13 protein-coding genes are annotated in these 16,016 nt (G+C 67.1%); 8 read left to right on the forward strand and 5 right to left on the reverse strand.

Annotated features, from left to right (window positions below):
- Positions 1-37: 37 nt before the first annotated feature.
- From AU194_RS16725 to AU194_RS16745, 5 genes are all read right to left on the reverse strand, one after another.
- Positions 38-994 (reverse strand): NADPH:quinone oxidoreductase family protein, encoded by a 957-nt coding sequence (locus AU194_RS16725; RefSeq protein WP_059090365.1) that lies wholly within the window; start codon positions 992-994, stop codon positions 38-40.
- On the reverse strand, positions 994-2,040 hold the full coding sequence (locus AU194_RS16730; protein ID WP_059090366.1) for a 3-keto-5-aminohexanoate cleavage protein: 1,047 nt from the start codon (positions 2,038-2,040) through the stop codon (positions 994-996). Before AU194_RS16730 ends, AU194_RS16725 begins: the two co-directional genes overlap by 1 nt.
- 62 nt (positions 2,041-2,102) lie before the next feature.
- The gene (locus tag AU194_RS16735) at positions 2,103-3,251 is read right to left on the reverse strand and encodes a saccharopine dehydrogenase family protein (RefSeq protein WP_082698690.1); all 1,149 of its coding nucleotides are present in this window, start codon (positions 3,249-3,251) and stop codon (positions 2,103-2,105) included.
- Between the two features lie 112 nt (positions 3,252-3,363).
- Positions 3,364-5,121 carry a hydantoinase B/oxoprolinase family protein gene (locus tag AU194_RS16740; protein WP_059090368.1) on the reverse strand — a complete coding sequence of 586 codons (1,758 nt, stop codon included), beginning with the start codon at positions 5,119-5,121 and terminating at the stop codon, positions 3,364-3,366.
- A complete protein-coding gene (locus AU194_RS16745) occupies positions 5,118-7,202 on the reverse strand; it encodes a hydantoinase/oxoprolinase family protein (protein WP_059090369.1) in 2,085 nt (694 codons plus the stop codon). The genes AU194_RS16740 and AU194_RS16745 overlap by 4 nt, the downstream gene beginning before the upstream one ends.
- A 506-nt stretch (positions 7,203-7,708) precedes the next feature.
- Here AU194_RS16745 and AU194_RS16750 point away from each other — a divergent pair.
- The 8 genes from AU194_RS16750 (at position 7,709) to AU194_RS16785 (ending at position 16,009) form a co-directional block, all read left to right on the forward strand.
- Positions 7,709-8,986: an FAD-dependent oxidoreductase gene (locus tag AU194_RS16750; RefSeq protein WP_157576152.1), complete on the forward strand. Its 1,278-nt coding sequence runs from the start codon at positions 7,709-7,711 to the stop codon at positions 8,984-8,986.
- A gap of 62 nt (positions 8,987-9,048) precedes the next feature.
- Entirely contained in the window at positions 9,049-9,495 is a 447-nt protein-coding gene (locus AU194_RS16755) for a flavodoxin domain-containing protein (RefSeq protein ID WP_059090371.1), read from the forward strand.
- Between the two features lie 43 nt (positions 9,496-9,538).
- On the forward strand, positions 9,539-10,744 hold the full coding sequence (locus tag AU194_RS16760; protein ID WP_059090372.1) for a cytochrome P450: 1,206 nt from the start codon (positions 9,539-9,541) through the stop codon (positions 10,742-10,744).
- A gap of 334 nt (positions 10,745-11,078) precedes the next feature.
- Positions 11,079-12,530 (forward strand): APC family permease, encoded by a 1,452-nt coding sequence (locus tag AU194_RS16765; protein ID WP_059090373.1) that lies wholly within the window; start codon positions 11,079-11,081, stop codon positions 12,528-12,530.
- 74 nt (positions 12,531-12,604) lie between these two features.
- Positions 12,605-13,009 (forward strand): nuclear transport factor 2 family protein, encoded by a 405-nt coding sequence (locus AU194_RS16770; protein ID WP_059090374.1) that lies wholly within the window; start codon positions 12,605-12,607, stop codon positions 13,007-13,009.
- Between the two features lie 22 nt (positions 13,010-13,031).
- Complete coding sequence (locus AU194_RS16775) at positions 13,032-14,612, forward strand: cytosine permease (RefSeq protein ID WP_059090375.1); 1,581 nt, start codon at positions 13,032-13,034, stop codon at positions 14,610-14,612.
- A 43-nt stretch (positions 14,613-14,655) separates the two neighbouring features.
- On the forward strand, positions 14,656-15,435 hold the full coding sequence (locus AU194_RS16780; RefSeq protein WP_231743436.1) for an SDR family NAD(P)-dependent oxidoreductase: 780 nt from the start codon (positions 14,656-14,658) through the stop codon (positions 15,433-15,435).
- A gap of 46 nt (positions 15,436-15,481) precedes the next feature.
- Entirely contained in the window at positions 15,482-16,009 is a 528-nt protein-coding gene (locus AU194_RS16785; RefSeq protein ID WP_059090376.1) for a hypothetical protein, read from the forward strand.
- The last annotated feature ends 7 nt before the right edge of the window (positions 16,010-16,016 follow it).

Genomic DNA, 16,016 nt, shown 5'->3' on the forward strand with positions numbered 1-16,016 from the left:
CGTCTGCCCTCCCGGTTGCGGCGCTCGGGTTGACCGGCTACGGGGTCAGCACGATCCGCCCGATCACGCGACGGTTGTCGAGTTTGGCCAGAGCGGGCCCATAGTCGTCGAACGACCCGGTCTCCTGGACGACCGGCGTCAGGAATCCCTGGCGGTGAAGCGCCATCAGGTCGTTCCAGGCCGCGCGGCTGATGCCCGCCGTCCACAGGTAGTCCGATTCGACGCCGCGGACATCGGTGTTGGTCAGCAGCAGTCGGTTGACCTTCACCGTGGGGATCTCGCCGGACGCGAACCCCACCGCCAGCACGCGGCCGAGCGGCGCCAACGAGCGCAACGCGTTGCGGATGTCGCCGCCGACGACGTCGACGACGACATCCACGCCGCGGCCACCGGTCAGCTCGCGCACCTGGTGCGGCACGTCGGAGCGGAGCACGGCGTACTCGGCGCCGGCCGCGCGCGCCACCTCGGCCCGGTCGTCGCTGGAGACGACGGCCACCACCCGTGCCCCCAAGCCGGTGGCGACCTGGATGGCCGCCAGACCGACCCCGCCGGAGGCCCCCAGCACCATGACCCAGTCCCCCTTGGCGAGTCCGCCGCGGGTGACCAGCGCGAAGTGCGCAGTCAGGTAGTTCATCGGCAGTGCCGCCCCCTCGACGAAGTCGAGATCCGCCGGCAATGGGTAGAGCCGGTCCTCGGTCACCGCCACCCGTTCGGCGGCGGCGCCGAAGCTCAGGCATCCCGCCACCCGCGCGCCCGGACGAAACTCCGAGCCGTCCGGGCTCTCCAGCACGACACCGGCGAAGTCCGAGCCTGGGCTGAACGGCGGTATCGGCTTGACCTGGTACTCCCCCCGTGACATCAACAGATCGGGGAATGCCGGGGCGACGGCCCTGACGTCGACGAGGACTTCGTCGTCGGCTCGGACGGGCGGCTCGACCTCGACGACCTTCACCCCGCCAGGCCCGTCGAAATTGGTGGCGCAGACCGCTCGCATCAGCGGCTGTGACCGTTCGCCGCGGCCAGACCGACGTTGGCGTTGGCGGCGGGCAGACCCAGGAACTCGCGGTACTCCGCGGGTGTGGCGACGGGGCGGCCGGTGACCTGGGAGATCAGCTGACCCATCTGGAAGGCCTGCAGGTTGCTCTTGATCTTGTCGTCGCGGTGCGGGTACAGCCAGTAGGTGTCTTCCATACCGACCCGGATGTGCAGGCCCATCAGGGCGGCCAGAGCGGCCACGTGGGTGGAGGCGCGGCCGGCCGCGCAGACCATGATGAACGCGTCCGGGTCGATGTCCTTGATCGCCGCCGCGGTCCGGGTCAGCCCGTCGATCATCTGTCGCGGGTTCTCCATCGGGCTGCAGCCGGGCAGCGCGGGCAGGATCAGCCAGACCGCCGGCGTCTCGATCAGTCCGGCCTTGATCAGGAAGCGGTCGGCGTTGGACACGTCGGCGTCGGTGTAGACGGCGATCTCGGGTTTGGCGCCGGCTTCGTTGATCAACCGGACCTTGTCGATCATGATCGGCGCCGGTTTGACGAACAACGAGTCCCCGATGTAGGTCGCGGTGGTGTTGATCGGCGCCGCATCCAGCACACCTTCGTCGAGGACCTGCTTCATCAGATCCCACTCACCGCTCAGGGCGGGCACCAGGCACCCGTCGATGACGATCTCGGGGAACTCTTCGCGCAGCGGGCTGATCACCTGGCGGAACCGGTCCGGGGAGAGCACGTTGTAGCCGTCGTCGTCGCGGACGTGGATGTGCACGGTGCTGGCGCCGGCCTGATGCACCTCGCGGGCGGAATCGATGATCTCCCCGGGGGTGATGGGCTGGTTGGGGTTCTGGTTCTTGCGGAAGAACGCGCCGGTGATTGCGACGGACACCACGAGCTTTTCCGGGATGTCCCACGGCGTGGAGATCGGCTCATCGTGGTAGGCCGACCGCTCGAGATCGAGAACGGTGGGGATTCCGTACGGCCGCCAGATCATTTTTTCGCCCTCGCGGGCGACGCCCTTGTTGACGCGGTCCCAGTCGATGTTGACCATGTTGATTCCTTTCAGTGGGGTGCCCGGGAGGCTGGGCGGTTCGGCAGAAGAGGTGGTGGTGACTAGCGCGTGGCCGGCACCGTGGCGAGCAGGTCGCGGATGCGGACGTGTTCGACGATCTCGCCGTCGCGGGTCCGGTAGGCGGTCATTCCGCCGCCGCCGGCCGACACTTTGCGCAATGCGGCGAAGAAGTCCGCCGGCTGCAGCACTTCCGGCGAGACCGCACCGGGACCGGGGACCCTGCCCTGCAGTGCCACGAGGCTGCCTGCTGCGGCGGGGGTTCCGGTGGCATCGTCCTGGCTCATCGTGTCGCCGGACAGGAACGAGATGCCGTCGCTGCCCACGCGGACGTCGACGATGAGCCCGGACCCGACGGGCGGTCGCTCACCGTAGGCGTTGCGCGCGGTGTCGAAGATGGTGTGCATGGCCGCCGCGCGCTCGGGGCCTTCTGGCAGGCGGGATATCGCCCATCCCAGGTGGGTGAAGTCTTCCGGGATCAACCCGCCCTTGTTGTGCGCCTTGGTGATTCGGGTGAAACGCGGAAGGGTCAGCACTTCGGGATGGCTCAGGGTCACCACGACCTGTTCGCCGACCGGGTCGGGGAAGGTGACGCGTTCGGGATCCAGGGCGTCCCAGCCCGGGGTGCCGCCGAGTTCGGGGATGGCGGTGGCGAAGGAGTGGGCGAAGTGGGGCACTACCGCGCCGACCATGTCGGCCGCGTCGACGCACCACGTGATGGCGGCGCTCGCGTCACCATCGGGAAGGGCGTCGAGGGCCAGGCGGACCAGGACGTTGGTGGTGCCGGGTGCGGATCCCATGCCGATGAGGGCGGTGACTCCGGCGGCCTTGGCGGCGTCGTCGCGCTGCAGCAGCAGTTCGGTGGCGTCGGAATCGTCGCAGATGTCCAGGTAGTCGGTGCCCGCGGCGATCGCGGCGTCGAGGATGACGGGTCCGAGCGTGTAGTACGGGCCGGTCAGATTGACCACTAGATCGGCGCCCGTGAGGACCTCCCGCAACCGTTCCGGTTCGGCCAGCAGATCGAACTCGATGCGCTGCACCTGGTGCACGCCGACGTCAGTCCACTGATCGGGGCGAAAGGCGCGGTCGCACAGGCTCAGTCGCATCTGATCGGTGCATCGGGCGAATCCTCGCAGCAGCCCGGAGGCTTGAGCTCCGGCTGCGCCGAGGACCACCACTGTCGGGTTGCTCATGGGCGCTTCTCCTTATCGTGCGCGCAGCGATCTGCCCGCGGTCGTAGCGGTTGGTGGAGGTGGTGGGGATCGGCGCGGCGGCGGGAACCCCACGCCGCCGCGCCGAGCGTTCTCAGCTGCGGCGCCGTGCTGTCGCCGCGGTGTCGACGGCCAAGCCGTCCGGTGTGTCGACAAATTCGACGCCGTAGGTCGCCGTTGCGTGTTCGGCGGTCTCCCAACCCTCCAGCACGTCTTGGAGCACCAGGCGCGGATCCCGTTCGAACGGCGCGCCGTATCCCCCACCGGAGGCGTCGAAGCCGTGAATGATTTGCCCGGGCCGCAACTCCATGGCCACCGTGTTCGGCAGCTTGTGACGGCTGCCGTCGGCTTCCTCGAGCCACGCCACCGCAGGAAGCCCGTCGCTGCCGCCGGCGACGCCCTTGGAGGGCGTGATCTGCCCGTCGCACGGGTAGATCACCGAGATCGGTTCGTCCTTGGGCGTGTAGGCGTACTCGAATGACGGGCCACCGCGGTACTTCCCGGCGCCACTGGTGTCGGGAACCATGCGCAGATGCTTGTACATGATCGGCATCTTGATCTCGTCGATTTCCACGGAGTCGCGGTACATCAGCCCGCTGGTGCACGGCACCCCGTAGGTGACCCAGCCGTCGGCGTAGGCGCTGCCGGGGCCGCCGTTGGCGGTGATGCACAGCTGATTGACGAATTGTTCGTCGGTGCGGTGGTCGCGACCGGACAGCACCGCGTATCCGGCGCCGACGCCGACCGCTCCCTCGGCGACCCCATACGGTTCCCCGAGTTCGGCGAACGCCGCGCCGACACAGTTGATCAGGCGGTCGGTGACGTTGGTGGTGGCCACCGAGCAGCTGTGCGGGAACTTGGGTTTGCCGACCGCCGAGCCTTCGTTCATCTCGACGACGATGCGTCGGAACGCTCCGGAGTTCTTGGGCACCCGGGCGGGAATGGCATTGAAGATCCCGCCGAACACCGCCGCCCGCGTCGTCGCCTCGGTGAGGTTCAGACCGCAATCGACGTTGGGCCCGTTCTCGGTCAGGTCGACCTGGATGCGGCCTTCTTCGGGCTTGATGTCGATCCGCACCCCGAAATCCAGACCGTCGGGAAGGTACGGTTCGAACGCATCGTGGCGGCCGGTGTTGTGCAGGGTGGCTGCGGGCAGCGCCTCGATAGCCTTCGCCATCACGGTTTCGCTGTAGTCGAGCCAATCGGTGATGAACTGGCGGATCGTGTCGATACCGTATTTGTCGACCAGCTCCTTGAGCCGGCGCTCGGCGACGCGAGCGGCTCCCACCTCGGCGAGGAAGTCGCCGTACCACTGCGAGGGCACCCGGATTCTGGTGCGGCACATACGGATGACATCGTCGATGTTCTCGTAGCCGGACTGCACCTTCACCGTGGGGAAGATGATGGCGCCCTCTTCGTAGACGTCCTTGGCCGCCGCGTGGTAGGTGGTCGGCAGGGAGTTGCCGGCGTCGGCCTGGTGCGCTTTGGTGACAGTGGTGAACAGGTGCTCACCGTCGACGAAGACTGGCACCAGGATGGTGTGGTCGGCGGCGTGGGAGTTGCCGATGTAGGGGTTGTTGTCGAGGTAGGCGTCGCCTTCGCGCATGTTCGGGTGCGCGATGCGCAGGGCTTCGGCCTGCAACTGGGCGCCGAACACGTGCACCGGTATACCCTCGGCCGCGGTCAGCAGTTGCGCGTCGGCGGTCAGGATCGCGCAGGAGAAGTCCCGCGCGCTGTTGATGACCGCCGACCGTGCCGAACGCAGCAGCGTGTTGGTCATCTCGCGAACGATGCCGTCGACCTTGTTGGCGATGATCGCGGTACGAACTCCGTCGAAGTTGTTCTGGCTCATCGTGACTCCTCGGTACCGATGGAAAGCAGGTAGTTGCCGGAATCGGCCACCGCGGCCGACATTCCGGGGAAGACGACCAGGGTGGTCGTAGGTTCCTCGATGATGGCCGGCCCCTCGATGCGGGTTCCGGGCGGCAGATCGGCAGGCTTGTAGACGTGGGTGTCCACCTCGCCGGTGTCACCGAAGTAGCACCGGCGCGTCGAGGTCGGAACGCCGGCGCGGGGCTCGGCGGCCGGATAGTCGCGCTGCACCCGGGGAAGCTTGACCGTGACACGCGCTCTCCAGTTGAGGAACTCGATGGCCGAGTCGGGGTCGCGGACAGCGAAGATGCGTTCGTGCAGGTCATGGAAGGCATCGAAGAGCTTCTGGCGCACCCCGTCGGCGCCGACGCGTCGACCGGGCAGCGGGGCGTCGATCGCCCACACCTGCGACTTGTATCGCGCCTCGACGCCGAATTCGATGTCGTAGTCGGGGTGTTCGCCTCCGAACCGGTTGGCGAAGTCCTCGAGTCGTAGCTCGAGGGCGTCGAGGACACCGTCGACGGCGTCGGTGGCGAACGCGTCCGACGAGGTGATCAAGGCCTTCGATTCTTCTTTGACGATGTCGGCGAAGTGCATGCCTGACGCCGAGAGCGCCGAGGCCACCTTCGGCAGCACCATGCGCCGCGATCCGAGTTCGGCCGCGATCTTCATGATGTTGATGCCGGCGGCGCCCCCGCCGGCGACCAGAGTGCTGTCCTGCGGGTTGAGCCCCTGCGCGATCGTGATCTCGTGGACGGCCTTGACCATCGCCTCACTGGCGAGAGACAGGATGCCCCAGGCGGTTTCGTAGATGCTGAGCCCGAAGGCGTTGGCCAGTGTGCCGATGGCGCGTTCGGCGGCGGCGACGTCGAGGTCCATCCGCCCTCCGAGGAAGTAGTCGGGGTCGAAATACCCGAGCACGCAGGCGGCGTCAGACAGGGTCGGTTCGGTTCCACCGCGCCCGTAGCACGCCGGGCCGGGTTCGGACCCCGCGGATTGGGGCCCCACCCGCAGCAGACCACCTTCGTCGATCCAGGCGATCGACCCGCCCCCCGCGCCGATCGAGCGGATATCCACCGAGGAGATGCCCAGCAGGTCGCCTTCCCACTCGGGACCCAACCAGGTGTCCCGCGAGTGCACGACCGCACCGTCGCGGGAGATTCCGACGTCGAACGTCGTTCCACCGGTGTCGCATACGATCATGTCGCCGCCGAGTCCCTCCTGCAGTGAGTAGTTCAGGCCGGCCAGCGGCGCCATGGAGGGGCCGCTGCGGGCGGTGTTGATCGGCGACTCGATGACCTCGTCGATGTTCATGACGCCGCCCATGCTCGTGGAGACCAGGATCGTGCCCGTGTAACCGAACTCGCGGATGTCCTGCTCCAGCTGGCGGAAGTGCTGCTGCATCAGGGGTTTGAGCGATGCGTCGATCGCGGCGGCCGAGGTGCGCCGGTACTCGCGGATGATGGGCGCGATCTGATGCGACAGCGTGACCGGCAACTCCGGACAGGTCTCGGCGATGAGTTTGTGCACCTGCAGTTCGTGGTCGGGGTTGACCACCGACCACAGCAGCGACACCGCCACGGCTTCGAATCCGCGATCGCGGATCGCCTCGATGACGCCTGTCAGCTGGTCGCGGTCGAGGTCGACGACCACTCGGCCCTCGGAGTCGATGCGCTCGCGGACACCGAAGGTGTGCCTGCGGGGTATGTACGGCCGCGGATAGGGCTTGGTGAAGTCGTAGCCGTCCTGCTTACCACCCTCTTTGAGGAGTAGCACGTCCTCGAAGCCCTCGGTGGTCAGCAGGGCGGTCTTGGCGATGTTGCGGGTGATGATCGCATTCGTGGCCCGTGTGGTGCCGTAGATGAACAGGTCGGTCTCGTCGAGGACCTGCCTGGCGGTCAGGCCGAGGTCGGCGGCGGCGGCTTCCAGGGCCGCCGACAGGCCGCGGAATACGCGGTCGTGGGTGGTCAGAGACTTGCCGATCGTCTGTGTCGACGCCGCATCCTGAATGACGACGTCGATGAACGTTCCGCCCGTATCGGCGGAGACCTTGAAAGCCATCGAATGCTCCCTCGAGATGTTCTGGTTCAGTGATGCGGCGGAGACGGGCTCGCGTCGCCGTGGTCTTTCTCCGGCTTCTGCCCACCACCGCGTCGGCTGAACTTATTAAATGTTAAGTAAGGTAGTTCGTCAAGACTTCGACCGGAAGTCGATCCCCCGCCTCTCGGCCACGGCCGGGCCGAGCGAAAGGCTCGGCGGGTTCGAGGAGGTCCGCCATCACTTCAGAACGGCCCAGTTCGGAGCCGCAGCATGCCGCGTCTATCTCCGTGGCCCACTTTCTGTGCATCGCTGAACGCCCGCCTTCTGGTGATTAACGAACTCGTTACGTTGGGGTCTGGCGCAGTACCCCGGACTCAAGCTAACATTCATTCGCATGTATGGTCCACATCACGTTTGATAGGCGCCGCGCGGCACTCGACGCCCTACGTGCGACCGCACCGAGCCGCTCTACGCGCCCTCGGCGCCCGCCCTGCGACCCGCACCCGAATCGTTGAAGGAGTGTCACGGTGACCGTTGAACGTCCCGCTTCGGCATTGCGGCCGACGATTGCCATCGTCGGCAGTGGCCCGTCGGGCTGCTACACCGCGCAGTTCCTGCGGAAAGATCTGCCGGAGGCCGAGATCACGGTCTTCGAGGCGTTGCCGGTGCCCTACGGACTGGTGCGCTACGGCGTGGCCGCCGATCATCAGGGCACCAAAGCGGTGGCCGCCCAGTTCGACCGGATGTTCAGCCGATCCAACGTCACCTTCGTGGGGAATACCCGCGTCGGCGCCGACGTCGACGTCGCCGCAATTCTCGAATCGTTCGACGTCGTCGTCGCCGCCACCGGCCTGACCGCCGACCGAGGGTTGCCGATCCCCCAACAGACCGGAGCGCACATTGTCGGTGCGGGCCAGGTGTTGCGCCATCTCAACGCCTATCCCGAAGCCGCGCCACCGTCGACCCCACCAATGAAGGCTCTGGGGCGGGACATCATCGTGGTCGGACACGGCAACGTGGCGATCGACGTCGTGCGGTTGCTGACGAAGCGTGCCCGCCACTTCGCCGGATCCGACGTACACGACGCCGCCTTGGCTGCGATGCGTCCGACGGCGCCCTCCACGGTCCACGTCATCGGACGCTCTTCGGTCGACAACGCGAAGTTCGACCTGGCGATGCTTCGTGAGCTCGTAGCGCTCGAAACCGTGAGCGTCGCCGCGGACGGCGTCGACGCCGCGGCGAGTGGTCCGGTAGCCGATCTATTGCGCGCCACCGCGGATCGCGCTGACCAACAGGACACTCCGCCCGGTGCCGAGGTGACCACCGTCCGATTCCACTTCCAGACCGTGCCGGCTGCAGTACGCGTCGAGAACGGCCGTACGGTGCTCGACGCCACCGGCCCCTGCGGGCCGGTGAGTCTCACCGCTGACACAGTCGTCACTGCGATCGGGTTCTGCCACGACGACACCGTGGAACACGCCGTTGCCCACAGCGCGTGGACCGCGCCCCACGTCTATCGGGTGGGCTGGTTCGAGCGGGGCGGGCGCGGAAACATCGCCGAGAACCGGAAGCACGCCCAGCAGACGGCGAAGTCGATCGTCGCCGATCTGCGCGAGGGCCGGCTGGCCTGCGGCCGGCGTCCGGGGCTGGCGGCCGTACGCGGCGCATTGCCCGCAACCGTCGACTTCGCTGGATGGCAAGCCATCGATGCCGCCGAGCGCCGCGCCGCCGACGATCAGCGCTGCCGGCGCAAGATCACCGATCTCGAGGAGATGGTGTCGATCGGGCGCGCGGCCGCCCGATGACATCGTCCACGACAACCCTTCGCACGCCTTCGTCCCCCACACTGTAAGGAGCACAAGCAGTTATGAGCGAGATCCAGATCCTCTTCGGCACCGAATCCGGCAACGCCGAACTCGTCGCCGACGACATCGCCGCGACGTTCACCAACGCCGGAGTCGACGCCCGCGCGGTTCCCATGGAGGACTTCGACATCGCCGACCTCGCCGGCTCGGGGACCGTGGTGGTGGTGACCTCGACCTACGGCGAAGGCGAGCTGCCCGCCACCACCGCACCCTTCGTCGGCGCGCTCCTAGAGACCAAACCGGACCTGTCGAGCCTGCGTTTCGCCGCGTTCGGCCTCGGCGACAGCAGCTACGAGACCTACAACAATGCGATCGACGTCGTGACCAAGGACCTCATCGGTCTGGGAGCCCAGCAGCTCGGCGACACCGGACGCCACGACGCCGTTAGCGGCGAATCGTTCACCGATGCCGCCACCAACTGGACCAAGACCATCGTCGACCACCTCTGATCCCGCCGACGACGGACCGAAAGACCGAAAGGCCCACCCGCGCATGACCACACCGACCATCCACGCCCCGGCGCTCGCCGACGAGTACCTGCCTTTCGACGACCCGGAGTTCATCGACACCCCCTGGCCGTGGTTCGACCGCCTGCTGGCGGAGAAGCCGACGTTGATCCTCGATGACGGCACCCTCGTGCTGAGCAGGTACGCCGACGTCGTCAAGTGGGCCAAACATCCCAGCCTGGTCGCGGTTCCCCCGGACGGGATCGGCGACAGCCCATGGGCGGCCAACCTCAATTCGGTTCTGCTCACCGAGGGGGACCGGCACAAACGCATCCGGCGGTCGTTCGCCAGCTGGCTGACGCCGAAGGCCTGCCGCCAGTGGGCTCAGACCGCCGCCGACAGCGCCCGTGACGCGCTCGACCGCATCGGCTCCGACGGCGTCATCGACGGCCATCTCGACCTGGGAGTGCAACCGGCGCAGGACGCGATGGCACACGCACTCGGCGTTCCACGCGAAAACGGCTTCCCGTTGATCCATGCCACCAACCTGACGATGATGTCGATGGGTATCAAGCATTCCGAAGACGACGTCGTACGCGCCCACGAGGGCTTCGGCTACATGATGTTCGAAGCCGAACGGCTCATCGCGGACAAACGGGCCAACCCTGGTGACGGAATGTTGCTCGACACGATGATCAAGATCGCTGACCAGGGCGGGCTGACCGAGCGCGAACTCAAGGAATCGATTCAAATCCTCTGGGGCTCAGCCGCGCACAACCCCGGACAGGTCATGGCCTCGGCCCTGGTGGATTTCGCCGAGTTCCCCCATGTGCTGCCGACCTACCGCGACCACCCCGAACAGCGCGACGAGATCCTGCTCGAGATCTTCCGCCGTGCGCTGCCCGAAGTGGCGCTCGACCGGTTCACCACCGAGCCGCTGGAGGTCGCCGGCGTGTCGCTGCCGCGGGGAACCATGATCCGATTCGTTCTCGGCGCGGCGCTGCGCGATCCCGAGGTCTTCCCGGAGCCCGACACCTTCGATCACACCCGGCCCAAAGAGTCCAGCGCGGTGCTGGCCTTCGGCGTGGGGACGCACAACTGTGCGGGGCAGGCCATCGCGAGGGCCGTCCTGCGTGCGGTACTCGATGTCCTCGCCGAGCGCTACACCGAAGTGGAAGTCGTAGGGCAGCCAGTGTGGTCACGATCCGACCGGCACCGGAACTGCGAACACCTGACTGTGCGGCTGTCCTGATAGCGAAGCAGCAACTCGTCCACGCAATTTAATGAGTGTTAACTGTTGCGGTCGGCGTAGTCGACGGCTGCACTCTGTTCGGTCGCTGCGGACGGCGGATGACCGGGCGGGCGCGGCTGATTGATGGGACATATGCGACGGGCGAAAACGGTTGACCCACAGGGGCTATAACTCGATAACGGTCTCCGCCTCTGCCGCCTCGACGCGGTCCGCGACGTGCCCTGAACCTCGGCAACGCCAAGCACGCTCGAGCGATTGACAATCAATTACTTAACATTCATTATATGACCGAGATCACGACGGTCCGGTCCCCACACGAAAGCGGTGAAACGTCATGGAGAGTTCCTCGGCCGCGCGGACGCTCATCGGACGGAATGTCACCGAACGGCGGCTATCCGGGCGGATGAGCACCACCCAGCTCGTCTTGTCCGTTCTGGCGTTCTCGTCGCCGCTGACGTGCCTGGCCGGATACTTCTCGCTGACCATCATGAACAGCGGGGCGACCGCGCCGGTGGCCTTTCTGATCGTGACGGCCGTGCTGCTGGTCTTCTCCGTCGGGTACATGGCCATGACCAAGCACATGCCGCGCCCTGGCGCCTTCTACGCCTACATCTCCGAGGGCCTGGGTAAGTACCTCGGGCTGGCCGCGGCGTTCCTGGCGACAATGTCTTACACCGTCATCGGCATGGGCGTGTACTGCTTTGCCGGACTGACCGTTTCGGGATTGGTCACCGCGTGGGACGGTCCCGCTGTCCCGTGGTGGCTGGCCGCACTCGCCGTCTGGGCGGTCATCGGTGGGCTGGGCTACTTCAACGTCGAGGTCTCGGCGAAAGTGCTGATGTACGTCATGCTCGTCGAGGTCGCCGTCGTGATGATCTTCAACGTCGCCGTGGTCGGGCGCGGTGGCGCCGCCGGACTCAGCGCCGCACCGTTCGACGTCGCCGAGTTCGCCCACGGCGAGGTGTGGGCCGGCCTGCTGTTCGCGATGCTGGTCTTCATCGGATTCGAGGCCACCGCGCTCTACCGAGACGAGGTACGCGACCCCGACCGCACCATCCCGCGGGCCACCTACATCGCCGTGGTGTTCATCGGGGTGCTGTACACCCTGACCGTCTGGGTGATGGTGACGGCGTTCGGGTCCGACGCCCAACGGGTCGCCCAGGACGACCCGGCAGGGATGTTCAGCCAGGCGGCCGACCGCTACGTCGGTATGTGGTTCAGCAACGTCGCCACCGCGTTGGTCCTCACCGCGGTCCTGGCCTCGCTGCTGTCGATCCACAACGCCTCGACCCGCTACCTGTTCAATCTCGCCGCCGATGCCGCCCTGCCGCGCGGGCTCGCCGATGTCCACCACCGCCACAAGTCCCCGTATCGCGCCTCGATCGCCATATCGGTGCTGGCCCTGCTCGGAGTCGCCCCCTTCGCCGTCGCCGACCGCGACCCCGGTGTCGTCTACGGCCAGCTGGCCGGTCTCGGCAATGCCGGCGTCTTCATCCTCATGGCGCTGGTGAGCGTCGCCGTCGTGGCGTTCTTCGCCCGCCATGACCGTCGCGCCGACGAAAGTCGTTGGGCCACCACAATCGCGCCGGCGGTGTCCGCAGTGGCGATGTTCGCACTGGTGCTCTTCGCCCTGTCCAACTTCGACCTCGTCGTCGGGGCATCGAGTGCCAACGTCATCCTGCTGGGGGCGCTGACCGCGGCCTTCGTCGTCGGCTTGCTCGTGGCCGCCTGGATGAAGAAGCGCCGGCCCGACGATTTCGCGCTGCTCGGCGGCGCGGGGCGCTGAATCGCGCGATCCAGCGCCCTTTAGCACGACCCGGTCTTCTGACCATCGCAACCAGTGAAACCGAAAGGACCACGATGACCCTGGAGAACACCGAACGCGTCATGCACGCCTACCACGACGCCTGGGAGCGCGGTGATCAGGAAGCCGGAATGGGTTTCTACGCCGAGGATCTCGTCGTGCACATGGGTGGGGGTGGGCCCCTGGCGGGCACCTACACCAGCCGAGAAGACTTCAACACCAACTGGATCGGTCGGGTCGCGGACTACACCGACACCTGGGATGTACTCGGCAACGACACACTGCTGGTCGGCGAGGACGGCGTCCTGCTGCTGGTGCGGGAACGCTGGGCGCGCGGTGACCGTGCGGTCACGACCGAGCGTCTCGGTTACTACCGCGTCGCCGGCGACGAGATCGTCGAGTGCCGGTTCGCCGACATGAACCAGCCCGAAGTCGAGGACTTCTTCGGCGACCTCAGCTGAGCGACGAGACCGGCGCACCACCATGACCGCACCCCCCGACGACGCCGCCCCGGCAGGGACCGAGCCCTCCGGCTGGGTCCTGTCCGACACCGACGACCCCCGCGTTACCGCCGAACAGGAACACGAGGACTACACCGACCACATCGTGCCGTTGACCGCGCGCCAGCCGCGCCGCGCGGTCCTCGGCAGCTGGTGGTCGATCGCCAGCGCCATGGCTTTTCTGTACTACGGCGTTCTGGCGGCCACCCTGGCCGGCACGAAACAAGCGTTGGTGGGCCTGATCGTGGTCATCGTGGTCAGCGCCCTGCTGGGCGCGTGCGTCTCCAACGCCTCGATTCGCCGCGGTCTGAACTCGATGTTGTTGACGCGCGAGGTCTTCGGAGTGCGTGGTGCGGTCCTGACGCCACTGATCTGCGGTCTGGGCGCGCTCTACTACGCGGTGTTCGAGTCCAGCGTCATGGCCGCGGCGTTGCAGGCCTACTTCCAGGTTCTCGACATACGCGTCTGGTACGCCGTCGTGATCATCGGGATGACGCCACTCATGCTCGGCGGCATGCAGACGTGGTTGACCAAGCTGAACTCGTGGTCGCTGCCGGTCTTCCTGGTCGGCGTCACCGCCGCGGTGGTGGTGGCCGCGCTGCGTTTCGGGTGGAGCGGCGACTGGTGGGACGCCGGGCCGGCCACGCCCAACCCGCTTCCGGGCTGGTTGACCACGTTCATCCTGTACATGGGCATCTGGGTACTCGTCCCCGACACCCCGGAGTTCGCCCGGTTCGGTCGCGTCCAGGACAAGCGCTTCCACGCCCACGTCACCTTCGGGTGGCTCTTCTACCTGATCGCCTACGGCTTCAGCGGGATCACGGGAATCCTCATCGTGGCCCTGGCCGCCCCCGGCGCCACGATCGCTGAATCAGCGGTCACCACCGGCATTGTCGCGTCGTTGGGTGTTGTCGGGCTCATCGTCGTGATCGTGAGTCAGATCCGCATCAACTCGGCGAACTTCTACGTCGCCAGCACCTGTTTCGAACGGGTCGTCGGCCACCTGTCCACCCGCAACCTGCCCCGGCGGGCGTGGGTGGTGCTGCTGGCCGCCCTGACGTTCCTGCTGATGCTCACCAACGTGTTCAGCTACATCGCCACCGCATTGGCGTGGCAGGGCATCGTCACCGTGTCCTGGGTCGGCATCCTCGTGGTGCACCTGATGTGTGTCACGCCCGACCCCGAGATCCGCGCCAGCCGGCTGCCCGCGTTGACCCGGGGCTTCGCCGTCTGGGTCATCGCCGCCGGCATCGGGTTGATCGCGCTCAACGCCGGACCGGCACCCATCGCCGGGCTGGCACCACTGATCTCCCTGGCCGCCAGCGTCGCGCTGTATCTGATCCAGATTCGCGCGTTGCGCCGCAGCCGCGGCCCCGCCAGCACTCACCGGGACGCGCGCGATGCCGTCGCCGACCCGTGGCACACCCGCACCCGGTGCGTCACCTGCGGGCTGAGTTACACCACCTACGAAATGGACGCTCCGGCAGACCATCCGGACGCGCCCCGGTGTCTGGAGTGCCAGCTCCGGCCGGCCGCTCCCGCCCGCCACCTACACACCCCCTGATCTCACCCCACCGTCCCCTACACCGACAGGAAGGCAGATTCCGGTGTCAAAGTCCCTGCAGGACAATGTCGTCGTCGTGACCGGAGCAGGATCCGGCATGGGCGAAGCCATGGCGCAACAGTTCGTCGCGGCCGGAGCGCGGGTGGCCGCGCTCGATATCAACGAAGCCAAGGCCAAGGCGGTCGTCACCGCCCTTGAGGTTCCGGCCGACCGGGCCACGGCGGTGTTCGTCGACATCGCCTCGGAGAACTCGGTGAGCGAAGCGGTGAACCAGGTGATCCGGTGGGCCGGGCGCGTCGACGTGCTGTGCAACAACGCCGGCATCATCGACAGTTTCCGGCCCGCCCATGAGATCCCGGTCGAGGAATGGAACCGCAACCTGGCGGTCAACCTCACGGGCCCCTTCCTGATGAGCCGGGCCGTCATCCCCGACATGTTGAGCCGCGCGCGGGGCGTCATCATCAACACGGCATCGATCTCCTCGCTCAGCGCCGCCGGCGGCGGCACCGCCTACACCGCCGCCAAGCACGGAGTCCTCGGGCTGACCCGCCAGTTGACCTTCGACTACGGCAGGCGCGGAATCCGGGTCAACGCCATCTGCCCGGGGGCGACGTTGACCGGTCTCACCGTGCCCGACGGAGATGCCAGCCATCTGCCCGACTCCGAAACCGAGATCGCGCGCATCCCGGCCCAGCGGTGGTGCCAACCATCCGAAATCGCCCGGCTGGCACTGTTTCTGGCGAGCGACGACGCCGACTACATCCACGGTGCGGCGATGGTCATCGACGGGGGTTGGCTCACCGCTGCCCGCAACCCGATCTGACCCGGCCCCCGGCCTTCGACGTCCCCGACCCAGGAGGAAACTCACCATGCACGCCGACCCATCAGCCGGTGACGGTAGCCAGGAGATCGCGGCCACCCGGGCCGCGCTCTTGCGGCGTGCCTACGAGGGCGAGATCATCGGATGCGCGATGTACGGCGAAATGCTCGACGGCAACGCGTATCCCGAGACGACGGCGTTGCGCCTGCTGTACGACATCGAGCGGATCACCGCCGACGCGCTCGCGCCGCTGATCACTCGCTATGGGGTTCCGGTATCCGACGACGACGCCGCGCGCGAGGGTCGGCGGCTCGCCGCGACCCTCGCGGGGCGGCCGTGGAAGGAGATGTGGATGGACGTCATCCGTCTGGCCGACGACTACCTCACCGACTTCAGACTCCTCGTCGACGTCCTGGACGGCGAGGAGGCCGCCGTCGGCCGGCAGGTCGTCGCGCACGAAGAAGCACTGATCGCGTTCGCCCACCACGAGATCGACGAAGCCGGCGATGCGCTTGCACCACTCGAAGATTATCGGCGCCGCTACGCCGTAAACCCCCCATCCCTCAGCGTGAATTAAGAAAGGC

The organism is Mycobacterium sp. GA-2829 (assembly GCF_001499965.1).
Taxonomy (GTDB): domain Bacteria; phylum Actinomycetota; class Actinomycetes; order Mycobacteriales; family Mycobacteriaceae; genus Mycobacterium.